The organism is Nocardia sp. NPDC024068, from assembly GCF_040638875.1.
Taxonomy (GTDB): domain Bacteria; phylum Actinomycetota; class Actinomycetes; order Mycobacteriales; family Mycobacteriaceae; genus Nocardia.
In genome coordinates, this window is sequence record NZ_JBEZYU010000001.1 from 243,178 (window position 1) to 262,291 (window position 19,114).

At 64.5% G+C, this 19,114-nt stretch carries 20 protein-coding genes; 9 read left to right on the top strand and 11 right to left on the bottom strand.

Features of this window, described 5'->3' with window-relative positions:
- Positions 1–40: 40 nt before the first annotated feature.
- From AB0F41_RS01230 to AB0F41_RS01245, 4 genes are read right to left on the bottom strand one after another with little or no spacing between them, the layout of a single operon-like run.
- Entirely contained in the window at positions 41–982 is a 942-nt protein-coding gene (locus AB0F41_RS01230) for an SDR family NAD(P)-dependent oxidoreductase (protein WP_357420663.1), read from the bottom strand.
- A 60-nt stretch (positions 983–1,042) separates the two neighbouring features.
- The gene (locus AB0F41_RS01235) at positions 1,043–1,993 is read right to left on the bottom strand and encodes an isocitrate lyase/PEP mutase family protein (protein ID WP_357420664.1); all 951 of its coding nucleotides are present in this window, start codon (positions 1,991–1,993) and stop codon (positions 1,043–1,045) included.
- Positions 1,994–2,042: 49 nt separating this feature from the next.
- A complete protein-coding gene (locus AB0F41_RS01240; RefSeq protein WP_357420665.1) occupies positions 2,043–2,567 on the bottom strand; it encodes a cupin domain-containing protein in 525 nt (174 codons plus the stop codon).
- A gap of 36 nt (positions 2,568–2,603) precedes the next feature.
- Entirely contained in the window at positions 2,604–3,809 is a 1,206-nt protein-coding gene (locus AB0F41_RS01245; protein ID WP_357420666.1) for an LLM class flavin-dependent oxidoreductase, read from the bottom strand.
- 645 nt (positions 3,810–4,454) lie between these two features.
- On the opposite strand from AB0F41_RS01245, the gene AB0F41_RS01250 reads away from it, so the two are divergent.
- The 5 genes from AB0F41_RS01250 to AB0F41_RS01270 all read left to right on the top strand — a co-directional run bounded on the left by AB0F41_RS01250 (position 4,455) and on the right by AB0F41_RS01270 (position 10,525).
- On the top strand, positions 4,455–5,273 hold the full coding sequence (locus AB0F41_RS01250; RefSeq protein ID WP_357420667.1) for a mycofactocin-coupled SDR family oxidoreductase: 819 nt from the start codon (positions 4,455–4,457) through the stop codon (positions 5,271–5,273).
- Positions 5,274–5,327: 54 nt separating this feature from the next.
- A complete protein-coding gene (locus AB0F41_RS01255; RefSeq protein WP_357420668.1) occupies positions 5,328–7,049 on the top strand; it encodes a CocE/NonD family hydrolase in 1,722 nt (573 codons plus the stop codon).
- Between the two features lie 64 nt (positions 7,050–7,113).
- The gene (locus AB0F41_RS01260; protein ID WP_357420669.1) at positions 7,114–8,706 is read left to right on the top strand and encodes an NAD(P)/FAD-dependent oxidoreductase; all 1,593 of its coding nucleotides are present in this window, start codon (positions 7,114–7,116) and stop codon (positions 8,704–8,706) included.
- A gap of 75 nt (positions 8,707–8,781) precedes the next feature.
- Positions 8,782–9,738, top strand: coding sequence for a zinc-binding dehydrogenase (locus AB0F41_RS01265; RefSeq protein WP_357420670.1), 957 nt, complete (start codon positions 8,782–8,784; stop codon positions 9,736–9,738).
- 37 nt (positions 9,739–9,775) lie between these two features.
- Positions 9,776–10,525: an NAD(P)-binding domain-containing protein gene (locus AB0F41_RS01270; RefSeq protein WP_357420671.1), complete on the top strand. Its 750-nt coding sequence runs from the start codon at positions 9,776–9,778 to the stop codon at positions 10,523–10,525.
- Between the two features lie 74 nt (positions 10,526–10,599).
- Here AB0F41_RS01270 and AB0F41_RS01275 read toward each other — a convergent pair whose 3' ends face one another.
- A complete protein-coding gene (locus AB0F41_RS01275) occupies positions 10,600–11,157 on the bottom strand; it encodes a nuclear transport factor 2 family protein (RefSeq protein ID WP_357420672.1) in 558 nt (185 codons plus the stop codon).
- Between the two features lie 146 nt (positions 11,158–11,303).
- Positions 11,304–12,143, bottom strand: coding sequence for a mycofactocin-coupled SDR family oxidoreductase (locus AB0F41_RS01280; RefSeq protein ID WP_357420673.1), 840 nt, complete (start codon positions 12,141–12,143; stop codon positions 11,304–11,306).
- Between the two features lie 318 nt (positions 12,144–12,461).
- Between AB0F41_RS01280 and AB0F41_RS01285 the strand changes: the two genes are divergently transcribed.
- The 4 genes from AB0F41_RS01285 to AB0F41_RS01300 all read left to right on the top strand — a co-directional run bounded on the left by AB0F41_RS01285 (position 12,462) and on the right by AB0F41_RS01300 (position 15,399).
- Positions 12,462–13,223, top strand: coding sequence for an SDR family NAD(P)-dependent oxidoreductase (locus AB0F41_RS01285; RefSeq protein ID WP_357420674.1), 762 nt, complete (start codon positions 12,462–12,464; stop codon positions 13,221–13,223).
- Positions 13,224–13,328: 105 nt separating this feature from the next.
- Positions 13,329–14,504, top strand: coding sequence for a thiolase family protein (locus AB0F41_RS01290; RefSeq protein WP_357420675.1), 1,176 nt, complete (start codon positions 13,329–13,331; stop codon positions 14,502–14,504).
- Positions 14,505–14,587: 83 nt separating this feature from the next.
- Positions 14,588–14,728, top strand: coding sequence for a hypothetical protein (locus AB0F41_RS01295; RefSeq protein WP_357420676.1), 141 nt, complete (start codon positions 14,588–14,590; stop codon positions 14,726–14,728).
- A gap of 287 nt (positions 14,729–15,015) precedes the next feature.
- Positions 15,016–15,399, top strand: coding sequence for a hypothetical protein (locus tag AB0F41_RS01300; protein WP_357420677.1), 384 nt, complete (start codon positions 15,016–15,018; stop codon positions 15,397–15,399).
- A gap of 383 nt (positions 15,400–15,782) precedes the next feature.
- Here AB0F41_RS01300 and AB0F41_RS01305 read toward each other — a convergent pair whose 3' ends face one another.
- The 5 genes from AB0F41_RS01305 to AB0F41_RS01325 all read right to left on the bottom strand — a co-directional run bounded on the left by AB0F41_RS01305 (position 15,783) and on the right by AB0F41_RS01325 (position 19,104).
- Positions 15,783–16,004 (bottom strand): hypothetical protein, encoded by a 222-nt coding sequence (locus AB0F41_RS01305; RefSeq protein WP_357420678.1) that lies wholly within the window; start codon positions 16,002–16,004, stop codon positions 15,783–15,785.
- Between the two features lie 58 nt (positions 16,005–16,062).
- On the bottom strand, positions 16,063–16,248 hold the full coding sequence (locus AB0F41_RS01310) for a hypothetical protein (protein ID WP_357420679.1): 186 nt from the start codon (positions 16,246–16,248) through the stop codon (positions 16,063–16,065).
- A 117-nt stretch (positions 16,249–16,365) separates the two neighbouring features.
- A complete protein-coding gene (locus tag AB0F41_RS01315) occupies positions 16,366–16,776 on the bottom strand; it encodes a hypothetical protein (protein ID WP_357420680.1) in 411 nt (136 codons plus the stop codon).
- 590 nt (positions 16,777–17,366) lie between these two features.
- Complete coding sequence (locus tag AB0F41_RS01320; protein WP_357420681.1) at positions 17,367–18,302, bottom strand: hypothetical protein; 936 nt, start codon at positions 18,300–18,302, stop codon at positions 17,367–17,369.
- Positions 18,303–18,816: 514 nt separating this feature from the next.
- Positions 18,817–19,104: a hypothetical protein gene (locus tag AB0F41_RS01325; protein ID WP_357420682.1), complete on the bottom strand. Its 288-nt coding sequence runs from the start codon at positions 19,102–19,104 to the stop codon at positions 18,817–18,819.
- Positions 19,105–19,114: the final 10 nt, after the last annotated feature.

Sequence of the window (19,114 nt, forward strand, 5' to 3'; positions counted from 1 at the left end):
CGGCGCCCCGAACCGTGGACTGAACGATCGGTCGGGTTACTCAGTTGCCGGACACATCTGCCGCGTCCGCGGGAATCTCGGATTCCATCTCCGGCGCCAGGAAGACCATCTGCGCGCGGAGTGACTGGCTCGCGTTGAACAGCGGGGTGAGGTCGCCGTCCGCCGTGAGCTCGGTCGCCTTGTCCGCCCAGGCTTCGGGGGTGGTCTCGGCGGCCTTGATCCGCGGCATCGCGGTGATGACAGTTCTGGCGGCCGCCAGGCCACCGACCTCGAACGCTTCGCCGTGCACAGTGGTGTCCTGGTGCGCGAGCCAGGTGACAAAGGCCGCGACGGCATCCGCCGGGAACTGCTCGCGCATGAGCTTCTGGATGACCGGGCTGCCGTTGCCGAACGCGTCTTCTGTCATCGGTGTCCAGGCAACCGGCAGCAGCGTGGTGACCTGTACGCCGACCTCACGGGCCTCGCCGACGAGAGAATTGCCGAGCCCCCAGACCGCCGCTTTGGCCGCTCCATAGGACGTGTCGTTGGGGATGCCCATCAACCCGTTTGAAGAGATGTTGATCAGCCGTCCGCTTCCGGATTCGATGAGGTGCGGCATCGCGTGGCGCGCGACCTCGACGACACCGCGGAAGCTGGTGTCGAAAACTCGCCACCACAGATCGCTGTCCATTTCCCAGAAGCGGCCGTACGCGTTGATCCCGGCATTGTTGATGACGATATCGAGGCGCCCGAAACTGTCGATGGCCGCCTGCACCAGGCCCGCCGCTTCGGTGACAATATCGTGGCTGTCGGGCACTGCCGTCCCGCCGGCCTCGGTAATCGCCCGCACCGTTTCCTCGGCACGAGCTGTGGCAATATCGTTCACCACGACCCGCGCACCGCGAGAGGCGAGCATGACGGCATGCTCGCGACCCATTCCCTGCCCTGCTCCGGTAACAATGGCCACTCGCCCGCCGAAGTCGAGTTCGCTCTGTCCAGTCATTTCATACACCTTTGTAGAGTTTGTGGATTATCCGGTCGATCGGATCGAGGAATTCGACCGCTAGGCATTGGGAGTATTGACGTAATCACGTTGGGCTTCGGGCGGAAGATATTTTTCCTCCGTGCTCTGCACGTATTCCGGCGACGGCCGCCCGAGGCGAGCACCCCATCCGAAGTCGTAGGCTGTACCCTTCGCCTCGTTCATTTTCTCCACATATGCCGCGAAGGGGGTGGCGTCGCCGGCTTCCTTGATATCGAGGAGCAATCGCCACACCTCGTGGACACCGGGTAGGACGAACGGCACTGCCTCGATCGACTGACCCACGGCGGTCAGCTCGGCGAGCGGCCGCCGCCCGATGAGATCGGCACCCATCACGTAGTTCGAACCGGGCGTCTCTTTCAACGCCAGCTCGGCCTGCTCCCACGTATGGAAGCCTTCGAAGAAAATGACATCGACCCCGGTTTCGGCGCGGTACAGCTGTGCGCGGCGAATCGCCTGGTCGACACTGCCACCGGCCGCACCGAATCCGTCTGTGCGCGCGACGATCACGAAGTCGGCGTCCAAGCGGTCCCGGGCGTCGACCGCCGCATTGAGCCGCCCTATCGCCTCCGCATCGGATACGAGTTCGATTCCGGTCGTCCCCCCGGACTTCTTCGGCTCCCGCTGATCCTCGATATGGATTCCCGCCACGCCGGCATCGATGAACTCCGCGACAGTGCGCTGGACATTGATGGGGGCGCCGAAACCTGTATCGGCGTCGCAATATACGGGAATGTCGGTGCTTCGCGCGACGCGCTTCGCGTGCGCTACCACCTCGGTCAACGTCAGCCAGCCGACATCGGAGGCGCCCTCGGCCCACCATGCCGACATCCCACCAGAGAGTTCGAAGGCCTCGAAGCCCGCATGCTGGGCCATCTGAGCGTGGATCGGCAGCGATCCGAACGGTACGACCACGGTCTCGGGCCGCTGGAATATCTCGCGCAGCGCCGCACCCGGCGAACTCGGACCCATGATTACTCCTTCATCCTGATTGCCTTGTTCGAATTTCTGGTTCCGGTCGCTATGCGCTGGACTTCGAATCGTTGTAGCCGATCGTCACCACGATGTAGACGCAGTCCTCGTCGTACGGGTTCTTCCAGGCGTGGGGTACGCCGCCCATGACGAGGAGGTCACCCGGTCCGAGTGTTCGCACCTTTCCGCCGGGCAGCTCGAGATCCACTTTTCCCGAGATCACCACTTCGTAATCGATGGTGTCGCTCGCGTGCATATTGGGATCGCCGTCATCGCCGGTACCGGCCATACTCGGGTCGAGCTGTTCGGGGTCCAGCTCGTTTCCGGCCGAACGTGCCGGGAAACTGCTCACCCCGAAGGTCGAGCCATTCGGCCCCGCCAGTTGAACGCGACTCGGCGGCCGGCCGATGTTCTCTTCACTGTGCCCGCCTTCGACGGCCCAGTAGAATGCCCCCTCGGCGATACCCGGCATACTTATCTCGGCCGGACCACCGACCTCGAGAAAATCCGCTTCGCCCGAGTCGGTGGTTCCCGCGACTATCAGGCGGAATTGTTTGGGATCCGGAAAATTCATCTACCTTCACTCCCTTGTAAAGGATCCAAGCCGTTGTCAGGCGCGAAGTCCGGCGCTGCGCATCAGCGGGAAAATCTGCTCGTTGAGCCGGTCCAGACCCTCGTCGTAGTCGACGAGCCCGGTGCAGACACCCGCGATACCCGCGTCGGACAGCTTCTGGAGTCCTTCGACGATCATCTCCGGGGTGCCCACCAGCGGAACCAAACCGGCCCGCATGAAGGTGCGGATGGATTCATCCTTCTTGAAGTCCTCATTACGCTTGAAATCGTCCCAGCGCATACTGCGGGCATCGCCCGAGGCGATGATCTGCTGATACCGCACGGCGCTCTCCCAGTCGCCTTTTTCGTCGACGACGTATTTCACGTAGTCCTGCGCCTCTTTTTCGGTGTCTTTGCAGATGATGTGCACACCCGCCCAGAGATCGAGGTCCGGCCGGCCCGCCTCGTCGGCGTTGGCCCGGACTTTCTGAGTGACCGGTTTGCTGTTGTTCACATCGGCAACCATGATGAACAGGATGTTGGCGTGCTGGAACGCGAATTTCTGGCCCGCCGGGCTCGCGCCGGCACTCATCACCATGGGGCCGGGTGATTGCACAGGCTTGGGGTAGGCCTGCGCACCACCCAGTTTGAAGAACTCGCCGTCGAAGTCGAATTCGAATTCCTCGCCCTCGTCGGCCCAGAGTCGCTCGACGATCGTCATCCACTCTTCGGCCATCTCGTAGCGCTTGTCGTGCTCCGGGAGTTCGAGACCGAACATCTTGTACTCCGGCTGGTGGTAGCCGGCGACGGCGTTCAACCCCATCCGGCCGCCACTGATGTGATCGACCGTCGCGCTCATTTTCGCCGCCATGAGCGGATGTACGAACGGGACGTGACAGGTGGCGAAGATCTGGATGTTCCGCGTGGCCGCCGCCAGTCCCGCCGCCCAGGTGAACGTCTCGTGCTGCCGGCCCCAGGGCCGTTCCGGCCCGGAGAGCCCCTGCCAGCGAGCGATCGGAATGAACCCTTCGACGCCGTAGGCGTCCGCTTTTTCGGCGAGACCGCGGACCTCGTCCCAATTACCGAGTTTGATCGTGTTGTCGGCCAGCGTCAGGCCGCCCTGACCGGTCGAAACATTTGCCCCGAAGATCGCGAACTTGAATTTGTTCGGTCCGTCGATCATGGGCCGCTGATTTCGTTCCACGGTGTGATCGGCGACGAATTCACGCGGTACGTCGCTCTTGATCAGTTCGGGGGTACTCATCGAGTTTCTCCAGATCTTCGTGATTCCAGGTGCCGGAAAGCACCCGTGGTGGGTCGGATTGCGCGACATGCGATCGCCGTCGCGATATAGGGCTGAATGCCGGCGAGTCCGGCCGCTCGTTCGTTCGTCGCTCGGTGCACGGCGAGTCATGTCGTTCGTCTATTGGGTCGTAGGCGAGCGCCTGGGCGGTGCCGATGCCGTCCGTCCGTCCGTCCGTCCGTCGAGATCTTCTTCCGGGCCGGTGCGTCGGTGTCTCAGCTCACATTCGCTGTGTTCAGGTTAAGAGCGGCCACCAGCACACCGGCACGGTATTCGACGCCAACAAGGTGGGAAAGTGCGTCAAGTCCGCCCCTTTGCCGCCCGCTGGCGCAAGATACAAAGCTTCTGGCGGGACTCCATATGGCCGACGCACGCAGGCTCGCAGCAGCATTCGAGTGGTAGCCCCGCCGGCCGATGGGCCGTCGGCCTTTCTAATTTGGACGGAACATGTCAGTATGGTCGGCATCACATGGCTGAGCGACTGTGCTCGCCGAGTGCTCGCCCCATACCCGGTCACCACGGGCGGCGGCGCGGGGCCGAGCACTCATTTCCGGTTGCGGCAGCAGGACGCCGCCTCGGTTTCTCTCTCAGAATGGAGCATCAGCAATGGCGGGACGTATGGAAGGCAAAGTCGTCTTCATCACCGGTGCGGCGCGCGGTCAGGGCCGCTCCCATGCGGTCCGCCTTGCCGAGGAGGGTGCGGATATCATCGCGGTCGATATCTGCGCGTCGATCCCCACAGTCTTCCAGTACGGCGGTGCCACAGCGGAAGACCTCCAGGAGACGGTCCATCTCGTCGAATCGCTCGGCCGGCGGATCGTCGCCCAGCAGGCCGATGTCCGCGACCTCGGGCGGCTCCGGCAGGTCGTCAGCGCCGGCGTGGCCGAGCTCGGCCGACTCGACGGTGTGGTCGCCAATGCGGGCATCGAAATCTTCAAGCCCTGGGACAAGTTCAGCGAGCAAGAATTCCGCGATGTCATCGACGTCAATCTCTTCGGAGTGTGGAACACCGTCCAGGCGACCGCGCCGGTACTGGTCGATTCCGGGAACGGCGGATCGATCGTTCTCGTTTCGTCGGGCAACGGACTCAAAGGGGGTCCGTTCAATCTCCCCTACACCGCCTCGAAGTTCGCCGTCACCGGGATGGGCAAGACCCTCGCCGCCGAGCTGGGCAAGCACCGGATCCGGGTCAACACCGTGCATCCCGGTCCGGTCGACACCGAGATGTCGCGGTATATCGCGCCCCTCTTCGGTGAGATCGCCGCCGGCAACGAAACCCTGCTGGGCACCTACTCCCATTTCCACCCGGACAGCATGATGGAGCCGACCGAGATCTCCCATGCCGTCGTCTACCTGCTGTCCGATGAATCCACCTGGACCTCAGCGCTTTCCTTGGCCGTCGACGGCGGCGTCACGGCGTTCTGACGTGGTGACCGACCGCAGGAAACGAACAAGCTGGGAAGGGACTCGGTCGACACCATGGACCTAGTCGTCGAGAAGAACCTCAGGGTCGCGATGCGCGACGGCGTGGAACTCGCCACCGATGTCTACCGTCCGGCCACCGGCGGGCCGTTCCCCACTCTGCTCGAACGCATCCCGTACAACAAGGAAAGCTACGGGATGATCAGCGGCTGGGTGGATGTGCTGCGCGCGGCACGGGAAGGATTCGCGGTCGTCGTCCAGGACACCCGTGGCCGCTATCAGAGTGACGGGACCTTTCGTCCGTTCGCCGACGAACGGACCGACGGCGCGGACACCATCGCGTGGGCGGCCGGCCAGGCGTGGTCGACCGGCTCGGTGGGCATGTTCGGCAGCTCCTACACCGGCGCCACGCAATGGCTCGCGGCGGCCGAGCGGCCACCGGCCCTGGCCACCATATCGGCGGCTGTCACCTCTCGTGACTACTACGACAGCTGGCTGTACCAGGGGGGCGCGTTCCGCCTGGGATTCGCCTTGCAGTGGGTCACTTCGGCACTCGGCCTCGGGGAACTGCTCCGCAACCCTTCGGTCGAGGAGAATCGCCTCGCTGATCTCCGGCGAATGCTCGACGACATGGACGAGGTGTTCCGCACGCTGCCGGCGCGCGATCATCCCACGCTGACCGCCATCGCGCCGTACCTCACGCAGTGGCTGGACCACCCGGACCGGGACGGTTATTGGGAACACTTGTCGGCGGCTGTCCCGGACATCCCGGTGCTGAACATCGGCGGATGGCACGACCTTTTCCTGGGCGGCACGATCGACAACTATCTCGCCCTGCGCGCACGCTCGGACCGGCCGGACGCCCGGCGTCAGCGGTTGATCATCGGCCCGTGGGCCCACGGAGCCACCAGCGGTGTTTTCCCCGAGCGGTCCTTCGGGGTCCAGGCCGGGGCCGACGCAACCGATATCACCGGGGTCCAACTGGCGTGGTTCAAGGAGAACCTGGCGGGCTCACCCTCGACAGTTTCGCCCAGCCCGGTGCGGATCTTCGTCATGGGACCCGATATCTGGCGCGACGAGCCGGACTGGCCCCTGCCGGATACCGAGTACGTCGACTACTTCCTCGGCAGCACAACCGATGCCCGAACCAGCGGCGGCGACGGCACGCTGTCCACTTCGACCGGCTCGGCGGCGGCCTCCGACAGCTTCGTCTACGACCCGGCCGACCCGGTCACGACCTGTGGCGGCGCGACATTCCTGCCCGGCCTGTTCATCGGCGCCAACGCGGGCCCCCGCGACCAGGCGCGCACCGAGACCCGTCGTGACGCGTTGTGTTACACGAGCGCGCCGCTCGACCGGTCACTCGAGGTGACCGGTCCGGTCCGGGCGAAACTGTACGTCTCGTCGAGCGCGGTCGACACCGACTTCACCGCGACGCTGGTGGACGTCCACCCGGACGGCCGGGCCGAACTCGTCTGCGACGGCATCCTGCGGTGCCGCTACCGGACATCGACGGCGCGACCGGAATTCCTGGTACCCGGGGCGGTCTACGAAATCGACATCGACCTCGTCGCCACCGCGTACGTGTTCGGCGCCGGGCATCGGCTGCGGCTGGACATCTCCAGCAGCAATTTCCCGAAGTACGACCGCAATCCCAACGCGGCGATCCCGGTCGCGGATGCCCGCCGTGAAGACCTGGTGGTGGCCACCAACACCGTATGGCACGACGACACCCGGCTGTCGAGGCTCGTGCTTCCGGTTGTCCGGCGTTCGGCGTGATCGGTCCTGCCCTGTCACGACGAAGGCTTGTAATGATGCATCTCGACCTGAGAAAGGTTCGGTTATGAATTCGGTGGACTATGACGCTGTTGTGGTCGGTGCCGGTGCGGGCGGTATCTACGCGGTGCACAAACTGACCCAGGAGGGGTTGCGGGTCATCGCGTTCGAGGGTGCGCCCGGTGTGGGTGGGGTCTGGTACCACAATCGCTATCCCGGAGCGCGCGTCGATATCGAAAGCTACTTCTACTGCTTCCCGGACGAGGAGCTGTATCCGCGATGGACGTGGAAGGAACGCTATCCGGCGCAGCCGGAGATCCTGGCGTATCTGAACTTCGCCGCCGACAGCTGGGGCGTCCGTCCGCATATCCGATTCTCGACGTGGGTCACCGGCGCCCAGTGGGAGCCGGCCGCGCACCGCTATCGCGTCACCACGAGTAGCGGCGAACCGGTCACCGGACGCTATCTGATCATGGCGTCGGGTCAGCTCTCCAAAGCCCGGACACCGGCTTTCCCCGGACTCGAGGACTACCGCGGTCGCTGGGTGCAGACCTCGCACTGGCCGACCGACCATGTCGAGACCGCGGGTAAACGTATCGCCGTCATCGGCACCGGATCCTCGGGCGTCCAGGCGGTACCCGCCCTGGCGCGTGACGCCGAGAACGTCACGGTGTTCCAACGTACCGCGAACTACTCGGTGCCCGCCCAGAACGGTCCACTCGATCAGCAGAAGTACGCCGACCTCGCCGGCCGGGTCGCCGAGATGCGGGAGGCCATCCTGCACCATCCGACCGGCTCGGATATCCCCCTCGGTGCCGGACCGGCCGGCTCCTTCACACCGGAGGAACAGCAGGCGCTGCTGCGGGAGCGCTGGGCCCGCGGCGGGCACACGATGAATGCGGTTTTCAGCGATCAGGGCACCGATATCCACGCGAACACCCTCGTGGCCGATTTCGTCCGGCGGCATGTGCTCGATACCGTGCGCGACCCCGTAGCCGCCGACATCCTCACGCCGCGCTCGTATCCCATCGGCTCTCGGCGCCTGTGCGTGGATACCGGCTACTACGAGGCATTCAATCAAAGCAATGTGGATCTGATCGACGTCAAGGCCGACCCCATCGAACGGATCACCCCACACGGAATACGGACTCGCGATCACGATCTCGAATTCGATCTGATCGTGTTCGCCTTGGGCTTCAGCGCGTTCACCGGTGCCCTCGACGAAACGAATATCCGCAACGAACTCGGCGAGCGACCGACCGACCGGTGGGCTCGCGGGCCGCGGACTCTGCTCGGGCTGATGACGCGCGGGTTCCCGAACCTGTTCCTGCTCACCGGCCCCGGAAGTCCCTCGGTGCTGGCCAATATGATCCTGGACAACGTCCAGCATGTCGACTTCGTCGCCGATCTGCTGCGGCATATGGGCGAACGGGGTCGTACGAAGGTAGAACCCGAGGAAACGGCCCAGGACGAGTGGACCGCACACGTGGCGGAGGCCGCGTCCAGCCTGCTCCGGCTCAACGTCGAAAACTATATGGTGCATGTCAATCGCGATGACGGCAGCAGGGTTTTCATGCCCTATGTCGCCGGACTCGACCGATACGTCGCCGAATGCGACAAAGTCGCGGCCGACGATTTCGCCGGGTTCGCATTCTCCTGAGATCTCGCCGCTCGGCCCCGGCCGGCGCCGCTCCTCACCGTTCGTCCATCGATCCCCAGAAAGGACGTAAGCCCCATGAAATCTTGGCGATTTCACGGCACCGGCCGGCCCTTGACCCTGGAAGAGGTGGAAACACCACACGCGAGCCCGGGCGAGGTCATCGTCGATATCAAGGCCGCCGGGTTGTGCGCCTCCGATATGGGCGCCCTGCACGAGCCGGAGTGGATGGCGTCGTTCCCGCGGCTGCCGATGACACTCGGCCACGAGAACGCTGGTGTGATAAGCGAAATCGGCCCGGGGATGGACCGGTGGCAGGTCGGCGACCGAGTAGGGCTGTCGCCGATGATCCCCAACGGCGATGCCATCGGCTACGGCACCTGGGACGGCGGGTACGGCCCCAAAGTGCGCGCCACCGAGGAGAACCTCGTCCGCCTGCCGGCCGAGCTTTCCTTCGAGCTGGGAGCGGTGGCGACGGATGCGGGCCTGACGGCGTACCACGCCATGGTCGCACTGGGCGGCGCGCAGGAGGGTATGCGGGTCGGAGTGATCGGACTCGGCGGTCTCGGCTATCTCGGCGCCCGGATCGCCGTGCTGAAAGGTGCCGAGGTGTATGCCGCCGAAACGAACCCGGCCACCAGGGAACTGGCTGCCGAGATCGGGCTCACGGGCGTAGCCGAATCGATCAGCGAGTTCGCGGACAAGAATTTGCCGCTGATCGTGGACTACGCCGGCTTCGGGACCACCACCGCACAGGCAGTGGAGGCACTGCCCAAGGCCGGCACACTGGTGCAGGTCGGTCTGGGCCGGCCGGAGTCCACGGTGAACACCCAGGCGATCATCTTCAAGCAGCTGAAGATCCTCGGGTCCCTCTCGGGCACCCAGCAGGACCTCACCGAGTTGTACGAGCTCATGCGCGGCGGCGAACTCGAGCCACCGATCCACCGCATCACACCGGATCGCATTCCGGAAGGACTGGAACTCCTCCGACAGGGTCAGGTCGTGGGCCGCCTCGTCGCCTGCTACGACAACTGAACGGCGAATCCGGCACCGAAGAGAAGGAAGACCATAGATGAAGATCGGCATTCTGGGCACCGGGCATATCGGAAAAACCCTGGTCGCCACGTTGAGCGCTGCCGGACACGAGGTAAAGGTGGCGAATTCTCGCGGCCCGGAGACGATCGGGCCCGACGTTCTGGCACATGGTGGGCGCGCGGTGACCGCGACAGACGCGGTGCTCGACGTCTATATCGCGATCGTCTCCGTTCCCCTGAACCGCCTGCCGGATATCGCCCCGCTCATCGGCCGGTCGGCATCGAACACAGTCGTGATCGATACCTCGAACTACTATCCGCAACGCGATGGGCGTATCGATGCCCTCGAGGACGGTCGGACCGAGAGTTTGTGGGTCGCCGACCAGCTGGGTCGGTCAGTGGTCAAGGCATGGAACGCGATCGGCTCGGATTCGTTCGCGAAGAAGGGGAAACCGGCGGGCAGCCCGGATCGGATCGCCATTCCCGTTGCCGCCGACGACGAACGAGACCGAAAGATCGCCCTGGCCCTGGTCGAGGACACCGGGTTCGACGGGTTCGACGCCGGCGTCCTGGCCGAATCGTGGCGGCAGCAGCCCGGCACGCCGTGCTACTGCACGGACCTTTCCAGCCAGGAGCTGCCGGGCGCGCTCACCGCGGCAGACCCGGCGCGCTCGCCGAAGCGCCGGGATCTGGCCTTCGAGGCCGTCCTGGAACGGATGAGTGGTAGCGGTGCGCGGGACCCGGGTGCCGACTATCTCGTTCGCCTGAACCGCGCGCTGTTCATGTGAACCCGTACCCGGGTGAGCGGACATCGATCACGGCTGTCGATTGCCGCTCACCCGGGTACTCGATATCGATCCGGCTACGGATGCCGACCGGGCTGTCGCGGGAACTCGGTCGGCGGGCTCTGCACCCAGTCCAGATAGATCGGGTCATCGGGATACCAATCGCCCCAATGCGATACGCGTGGCACATCGACGATATCCCAATCGGAGTTGATCGGCCGGACGTCGATCCAGTCCCAGACACACGTGCGGTGCAGGATCTTCCACACACCGTCCCGTTTCTCACACAGATCGCGGTACCGGCCGGCCTGGAACATGGTCACTTCGGGCTCTCTGAACGGGACCACACAGACGAACATGCTCTCCCTCTTCGCCCGGTTGCCCTCGATCTCGGACAGGACGTTCGAGACATGATGGTTGCAGCTGTAGATCTTGTCGTGCCAGGTCATCGCCGCATCCGCCCACCCCTGGCCGTCTCCGACGTAGGCACCGTGGTCGTCGAATGAATCCGGCCAATATGTCGACCGCATCAGCTCACGGTCGTGCCGGTCCGCGCCCCGCACATACATCATCAGGTTGTCGTGCAGAGCCTGCTTGTCGTACAGCTCCATCAGCTGTGCGTCTGTCAGTGACATCTGTTCCATTCCTCCAACGTGCGGCCACCCGATGCGGCCACGGCCGGCTGATTCAGGGTCTTCGCACAAGGCGCGGCGGAGCGCAGTACCGGCCGAGGTCGACACGCCGAAGTGGCGCGCACACTGCCGCCGCGACCTGTTCGCATCTATTTGATGAGGGCACCCGCATCGACAGGCAGCGATACACCCGTGATGTACCGGGATTCGTCGGAGGCCAGGAAGAGTACGGCGTTGCTGACATCCACCGAGTCCACCCAGGGAATCGACAGAGCGTTCACCGTCTGGGAGGCCGGTGCGAAATCTTCTCGCGTCGGGTGCTCCAGATCGGGCCGGAACAGTCGGCGCATCGCCTGATTCTGGATCATGGGCGTGTCCACCTGAGTGGGATTGACCGCGTTGGCACGGATACCGTGCGGTGCCAGTTCCAGCGCGAGCGAGCGCATCAACCCGATCACCCCGTGCTTGGCCGCGACGTAGTGGCCGATATTCGCGTACGCCTTCACGCCCGCCGCGGAGCTGGTGAGAATGACCGAACCGCCTTTGTTGGCAATCAGGTGGGGAACTGCCGCTTTGGCCGTATGCCAGACGCCGGTGAGATTGATATCGATCATCGTCTGCCATGTCGCGCCGTCGTATTCCCAGACGGACTGCGGCCGGCTGGTGATCCCGGCGATGCCGGCGTTGGCGCAGACGATATCCAGCCCGCCGAGCTGTGCGACACCGTCGTCGACCACCTTCTGCAGCCCTTCGTAGTCACGGACGTCGGTCTTGCTCGCCCGGATGCGCCGGCCCAACGCTTCGACCTGCTGCACTGTCTCGGCGAGATCGGACTCGGTAGCGCCCTCATACGGGCTGTCCGGAATGTTGTCGCAGATATCCACGGCGATGATGTCCGCGCCTTCTTGCGCCAGCCGGATCGCATGGCTGCGGCCCTGGCCCCGTGCCGCGCCGGTGATGAAGGCGACCTTGCCCTCGAGCTTTCCCATGACGTTGCGCTCCTGTTGTCGGATCCGGTGATAGCGCGCGGCCTCGTACCGCCGCTCGGAACGGCCCATCGAGAGTGCTTCACCTCATCGAGGGGCGATCCTGATATGATCCCCATCATACTGACATATACCGTCCAAATTTGGAAGTGCACCAATCCTCCCTCTCTCAATTCCGCAGACAGTTGCGCTGACAGGAGGCAGTTCGAGTCTCGATCCGGTGTTGATTTGGACATTTGTAGTCCGTATTGTGAACTGGGGCCGCTCGTCCGGGCATCTTGTCTGCCGGCGGGTCCCGTCGACCAACAGGAGAATTTCACGATGGAACTGGACAACACGGTTGCGCTGGTCACCGGTGGCGCGTCCGGCCTCGGGCTCGCCACCACCGAGGCATTGGCCGGCGCAGGCGCGCATGTCGGCGTACTCGACCTGCCCTCCTCGTCCGGCGCCGGAATTCAGGAAGAGCGCGCGGGGGCAGTGACATTCGTGCCCGGCGATGTGACTTCCACCGAGGACGTGACCCGGGCACTGGACATCCTGTCCGAGCGTGGGCCCCTGCGCGTCGTGGTGAACTGCGCGGGAATCGGGCCCCCCGGAAAGGTTCTCGGCAAAAACGGGCCGCTCCCCCTCGACGACTTCGAGCGCATTATCAGGATCAACCTGTCCGGCACGTTCAACGTCATCAGACTCGCCGCCGAGCGAATCGCGGCGACAGATACCGTGGACGGCGAACGCGGCGTCATCATCAATACTTCCTCGGTCGCGGCTTTCGACGGGCAGATCGGTCAGCCTGCCTACGCCGCGGCGAAGGGCGGAATCGTCTCCATGGCCCTGCCCATCGCCCGGGAACTCGCGAGACACCAGATCCGAGTTGCGACAATAGCTCCCGGCACATTCGATACCCCATTGTTGAAAACGTTGCCGGAAGACATCAGACAATCTCTCGGCGCACAGGTTCCGCATCCGTCTCGACTCGGAGATCCGGCCGAGTTCGGTGCGCTGGTACGCCACATCGTCGAGAACCCGATGCTCAACGGCGAAGTCATCCGACTCGACGGAGCGATCCGGATGGCACCTCGTTGATGCTGAGAAACGGAAAGGCCGCGCCCCGAGGAGCCGTCCGGGGCCGAATGCGGATCGCCTGCCCCTGCGGAACCCGTACAGAACTTCGATGAAAGGCACCTCAGCATGACCGAAGCTGTGATCGTGGATATCGTCCGCACCGCATCCGGAAAGGGAAAACCGGGTGGCGCGTTATCCGGTGTCCATCCGGCGGATCTGCTGTCGACCGTCTTGTCCGCCCTGATCGACCGGACCGGGATCGACCCCGCACTGGTCGACGATGTCATCGCCGGTTGCGTCGGCCAGGCCGGCGACCAGGCACTCAACATCGCCCGCACCGCCTTGTTGAACGCCGGCTTCCCGATCACGGTGCCGGGTACGACGGTGGACCGCCAATGCGGCTCGAGTCAGCAGGCCGTGCACTTCGCCGCGCAAGGGGTGATCGCGGGGGCCTACGATATCGCGATCGCGTGCGGCGTGGAGTCCATGAGCCGGGTACCGATGGGGACCGCCGTCGGCGACGGGCACCCGCACGGTCCCTTGGCGAGTCGCTTCACGAGCCTGCCGCACCAGGGCATCGGTGCCGAACTGATCACCTCCCGGTGGAAGTTCGATCGAACTGCCCTGGACGAATTCGCGGCACGTTCACACCAGCGTGCGGCCGAGGCCGGCGCGAACGAGGCATTCGACACCGAAATCGTGCCCGTCACCCGGCCCGACGGCACGCTGCACACGGTCGACGAGACGGTCCGTGCCACCACCTCGGCGGCGAAACTCGGTACGCTACCTGCCGCATTCCGTGACGAAGAGTTCAGCAGGCGCTACCCCGAAATCGGCTGGGCCATCACCCCAGGCAACTCCTCACCGCTGACCGATGGTGCTTCGGCGGCGCTGATCATGAGCGAGCAGACGGCCGCCCGGCTCGATCTGACCCCCAGAGCGCGCCTGCGCCATTTCGCGGTCGTCGGCTCCGACCCCGAGATCATGCTGACCGGCCCGATCCCGGCCACCGAGAAGATCTTGGCCCGGTCGGGCCTCATCCTCGACGATATCGACGTCTACGAAGTGAACGAGGCGTTCGCACCGGTTCCGATGGCATGGCAGGCGGCGTTCGATGCCGACCCCGCCAAACTCAATCCCCGCGGTGGCGCCATCGCACTCGGACACCCACTCGGGGCATCCGGAACCCGGCTGATGACCACACTGGTCAACCATCTCGAAACGACCGGCGGGCGGTTCGGGCTCCAGACCATGTGCGAAGGCGCCGGCATGGCCAATGCCACCCTCATCGAAAGGATCTGAGCAGGGGCTCGGTGGATGAGCGGTCGTCGCTGCACGCCCGGACCGGCCGCGCGGTGTGTGTAAGTTCAGACGCTGAGTAGTCCATGGTGCTGTTCGACGGCTTTGACGGTGCGCTGGACGTCGCCACCCCGCGCCGCCGCGCTGCCTCCGCGGCGCTCATTTCTCCGGACAGCACCGACAACACGACTCGCACCTTGTCCGAGCGGGATCTTCAACCGCCGTGACCTCGCCACAGACCGCCTCCTTCCTGGCTCGATGTGCTCGGAGCGTAAACCGAACTCGGGGCAGTCCCATCCGACCTACCGCCCCAAGAACTGTGCCCGTGACCAGATGCGCGGCGTCCTCGTCGCCCCGTCGAAGAGCTCGGCGCCGCGCTGACGGGCCGAGCAGAAATCTGTATCCGCCGACTCTGGTAACGCAGTAGCTGCGGCGCGTGGCCCTGGAGATGGCCGCGGTTGTTGTGCGAGACCGAGCGAGTATGGGGTGTAATCGGATCATGGTGTGGCCGCGGATGGCGTGGTTGGTCCTGGCTGGGGCGACGGCGGTCTGGGGTGGTGTGTTCGTTGCCGCCGAGCCGCTGTACCAGATCTCTTCGTGTGAAGTCGTGAACATGGATGCCGCCTGCGGCGAGTCAGCGCTCACTCATCACGGCGCCCAGTTGGTTGTGTTGCTGGCGGTACCGGTTCTTCTCTCCGTGGTGCCCGCGATCCCGGCGTTCCGTCGATGTTCGTGGCTGGTGGCCTTGGTGGTTCTGCTGGTTTCGTTTCTGGTGTTGCCAGCGACGGACTCGGTGTTCGGTGTGCTGATCTACTTCCTACCGGTGGGCGTCGTCGCGCTGGTGGTGGCTGGTTTTCAGCGTTGGCACGAACGCCGTCAGGGCACGGCCAGGGTATGAATGGGCACTGCGGTGTGCGGAACCTGGCTATCTCACTGTGGCGAGGTCGGTGATGGTGTAGGTGGGGTGGCTCAGTAGTCGATTTGAGCGACGGTGCTCGGGGTCAGTTCGATTTTGGTGTGCAGGTGGGAGGCGGTAGCCGCCAGTGGTGGGTGACTGTCGTCGAGCCGGTGGCGGGGACGGAGAGGATAGACCGCGGCACGTCCGGAGGCGGGATCGCTCGTTGCGGCCTGCACCATATCCTCGTCGATCCCGGTGTTCGTTCTCCCCGCAGGCCTCAACGTGGTCACTGCGTCGGAGGCGGTGGTGACGATCGACTGTCCTGCCGAAAGACCTGGCTGTCGTAGATCGCCCCGCCCCGGACCCGGCCGAGGGCCTGGCCGTCACGGTCGAGCCCGGAACGGGCCCGACCGCCGGTCGTCAAAGGCGAAGAACGTCGCGCGGCCTCGATCCGAAATGATCGGTGGCTGGATCGGTCCCACCGAGACCACCCCAACGGCATCGGAAGGAAGTGTGTCCAGCGGCGCGTCCTTGCTGATCGGCTGGTCATCGGCGGTGCAGGACAGCACGACCGTGCAGCTGGCCGTAAGCGCGGCCAGCTGCACGAGGCGTGGAAATCGCTTCATCGGTCGTAGTACTCCATTGGTGGGCGTGTATTGGCGGTCAGGGATATTCGGTGACCCACGACGATTTCAGGATGTCGCGTGGGTAGACGCCCCATCCGCCGTCGCCGTCGAGGTCGAGTTCTTCGCCCCAGTCCGTGGAGTGCTGTGATCCCCATTTGAACGCCGCCCACACCGGGGACGAGCAGTTGTAGCCGACGCCGAAATCCGCGCAGCCCGGTGCCACCGGAGCCGTTGAGTTTCGAGGACCAGCTCTTGCCGGGCAGTTCGCCGTGAGCATTGGCATGGTCCCCGCCCTGGCGGGCTCCACCCGGCCGGGGCGGACCGGTGCGGTGATCGACGCTCAGCTCGCCGCCAGCACGCCGGCACCGGGAATGATGGTTTGCGTGCTGGTCGTCGTGGCCACCACAGGACCGGGCCCGACCGTAACCCGCAACGGAGTTCCGGCGGTCACCCAGGCGGTGCCGGAGGTGGAGGTAGCCAGATTGCGCCAGTTCACTGCAACCTCGAGCGGCCACGGAGTGTTGGTGCGGCCTTGGCCGAGGAACCCGAGGACGACGACGGCGGGATCGTCGCCATCGCGCGAGGCCCAGATACTGGAGACGCCTACCGGCGGCAGTGGGCTGGGCTGTAGGTATACCACTGGCGAGATCACACCGGCCGGCTGAGCCTGCGAGAAGCCATTTCCACCCGACACAAGGGTGGCCGCGAACAACACAGTGACCGCTGCGCGGCGGCCGATCTTCTGTTTCACACCGGATACTTCGCGGCTGCCGGTTCCAGCGTTAGTGAGAACGGATTGCCACATCACCTTCGTCGGCGCGACCGAGGTCGATATCGACGCCGAGTCAATTCACTCGCCCCAACCAGGTACCGGGCGCTACGAGTACGTGACGCACGCCGTGGAATATCCACCTTGTCCAGGGGACGGTGACGGCTCGGTACGGCCTTTCGGCCCGTAGCTGCTCAGCGGCGAGGGGTCTGGGCGCGGGCTGCCTTCCATATGGCGTGGTCGATTTCCCGGGCAGTCACCCGGTAGGCGTGGGTTCGGTTGATGTGGTCTGCGATGTCGGTCGGCCAGCACGGTACGAGCAGTCGCCGGGTCGACGCCGGCGCCATGGCCGCGAAGCCAGCGCAGCACCATACGGTCGGGTTTGATCAGATCGGTGACCACCTGCATGACTCCGCTGGCACCGTAGAACAGCTGGGCACGACGATGGCGGTGGCGCGCGATGAGAAAGTCCGGTGGGTAGTCCGTGCCCACCGGAAGGACATCGATGGGTAGGCGGTCCAGCGCGTCGATCGAGACGTTGCGCACGGCTCCCAGGTTGGTGCGCGGTGGGTTCAGTCCGATGTCAGCCCTGGGGGACGGCCGACATAATCATCCGGCCCCCAATCCTCACCCGGGTCTACCGTCGACGGCCCGTGGGAGTCGGCATATTTTTTGTCCCACTCCTTTTCCAGGCGGGAAATATATATATCGTTCGGATCGTATTCCATCGTATCCGTCAGCCCGTCACGGGCTTCGTCATAAGACAGTTCTCCGTCGAGCACCCGACCGTAACGGCCTTCGCCCCTGGTGGAGCCGCCTCCCGCATCATTACGAGTGATGTCCGGACCGCCGCCGTCCAGAATTTCCTTTCGTACCCGGGCTGTGACCAGTTCACTTTCGGCTTCACCCGCATAAAGTTCGCGCATGTTCCGCGCGAGCCATGCGGGAAATTTTTCCCCGGGAGTGGGTGGATCGGTAATTGCTTCGACCCGTCCGGGATATACGTGACCCACCTCATGCGCCAGGATGCGGGTTGCCTGCACAGAATCGTTTTTCAACCCGTCATCGATGGTGATCCGCTTGGCTTCGTGGTCGGCTTCACCCTGCGTGCTTTCGCGATATTTTCCGGCGAGATCACCGTATTTTATCGTCCACCCCTCGGCACGCAATATTTTCAGCTGTTCCAGTAAGAAAGGGGACATTTTGACATAGCGCCGCACGTCCGGGTCGAATTCGGCGAGTGCGCGTTCCACCAGTGGGGGACTGGGTTCATCGTCGATAATTTGTGTCAGCGCTACGGCACCCAAGGCGCCGGCGGAGACCCGCCGGAGAGTTTTTCCACGCCCCTCGTCCGCCAGCCGCAGGAATCCGCTTCCGGCCTTTGCGCCGTCGGCAATGCGACCGTAGCTTCCATGGAGACCGCCCGCAGTGTGTCGAGCGGCCAGCGTCGCTCGCTGCATGACTTCCTGTACAGCTTCGATAACGGATCGGGAGAGGGGAGGCTTCATGCGTCCTCCTGCCCGATCACCTCGCCATCCGGTCCCCCGGCTTCCTTTGACAGTCTCACACTCGGTAAACGATGTCATCCGGTACATGTTCACCCCGACGACCAGTTCGAGACCGGTCTCCGCAGTGGAACTCACCGCCGCGCGGGGAACAACCCGGCACTGTTGCGTGTTGCGGGTACCGCTACCGTAGGCGTGGGTCTTCGCCTTGTGGACGTAGGTGGATCATTCCCTCCCACAAGACTCCGTATTCGTTACTTCGGTACCCGAAAGCCGTCGGCTCGACGCAACGTCCGAACCGGACGGGATTCCCACCGCGGCAACGCCCCACATCTCCGCCCATACGGCGAGCGCCGTACGCAGCATGCGGCATTCACGGCACAGAGCCGATTCCGCAACTCACCCATTCAGGCGAAATACTGTGCAGGACAACACTATTCACAGAAAGAACCATACAGACGAGGAAGACCGGCCGGCGGTGGCGGGCATCCTCGATATCGCCGACAACCATGCCTCACTACGCGTCGACGTCGAGGTGGATCTGGCCGCGAATCTGGCCACCGACATCGAAGTTGTCGCCCCGCACGGCAATATCGTCGTCTACACCTACACCACCGGCCTCCACCACAAGAACGACGCCCTGCTGGATGTGAACGCTGCTTCGGCAGCCGGCGGGATCGGTGTGGGTACCGGCCTCGGGAGCCGGCCACCCGTAGCCCAGTGGCCGGCCTCCGCCGCACACGGACTGCGGCGAATGGCCATGGCCGCCCTCACGCCCGGCATCCAGCCGGCTCATGGTCGGCAATCGCCCGGAC

Coding starts and splice junctions, on each gene's coding strand:
- AB0F41_RS01270 (WP_357420671.1), top strand. CDS start 9,776: ATGAAGATCGGCATTCTGGGCACCGGGCATATCGGAAAAACCCTGGTC.
- AB0F41_RS01275 (WP_357420672.1), bottom strand. CDS start 11,157: ATGTCACTGACAGACGCACAGCTGATGGAGCTGTACGACAAGCAGGCT.
- AB0F41_RS01260 (WP_357420669.1), top strand. CDS start 7,114: ATGAATTCGGTGGACTATGACGCTGTTGTGGTCGGTGCCGGTGCGGGC.
- AB0F41_RS01280 (WP_357420673.1), bottom strand. CDS start 12,143: ATGGGAAAGCTCGAGGGCAAGGTCGCCTTCATCACCGGCGCGGCACGG.
- AB0F41_RS01300 (WP_357420677.1), top strand. CDS start 15,016: ATGGCGTGGTTGGTCCTGGCTGGGGCGACGGCGGTCTGGGGTGGTGTG.
- AB0F41_RS01245 (WP_357420666.1), bottom strand. CDS start 3,809: ATGAGTACCCCCGAACTGATCAAGAGCGACGTACCGCGTGAATTCGTC.
- AB0F41_RS01240 (WP_357420665.1), bottom strand. CDS start 2,567: ATGAATTTTCCGGATCCCAAACAATTCCGCCTGATAGTCGCGGGAACC.
- AB0F41_RS01295 (WP_357420676.1), top strand. CDS start 14,588: ATGGTGCTGTTCGACGGCTTTGACGGTGCGCTGGACGTCGCCACCCCG.
- AB0F41_RS01320 (WP_357420681.1), bottom strand. CDS start 18,302: ATGAAGCCTCCCCTCTCCCGATCCGTTATCGAAGCTGTACAGGAAGTC.
- AB0F41_RS01290 (WP_357420675.1), top strand. CDS start 13,329: ATGACCGAAGCTGTGATCGTGGATATCGTCCGCACCGCATCCGGAAAG.
- AB0F41_RS01265 (WP_357420670.1), top strand. CDS start 8,782: ATGAAATCTTGGCGATTTCACGGCACCGGCCGGCCCTTGACCCTGGAA.
- AB0F41_RS01235 (WP_357420664.1), bottom strand. CDS start 1,993: ATGGGTCCGAGTTCGCCGGGTGCGGCGCTGCGCGAGATATTCCAGCGG.
- AB0F41_RS01250 (WP_357420667.1), top strand. CDS start 4,455: ATGGCGGGACGTATGGAAGGCAAAGTCGTCTTCATCACCGGTGCGGCG.
- AB0F41_RS01285 (WP_357420674.1), top strand. CDS start 12,462: ATGGAACTGGACAACACGGTTGCGCTGGTCACCGGTGGCGCGTCCGGC.
- AB0F41_RS01230 (WP_357420663.1), bottom strand. CDS start 982: ATGACTGGACAGAGCGAACTCGACTTCGGCGGGCGAGTGGCCATTGTT.
- AB0F41_RS01255 (WP_357420668.1), top strand. CDS start 5,328: ATGGACCTAGTCGTCGAGAAGAACCTCAGGGTCGCGATGCGCGACGGC.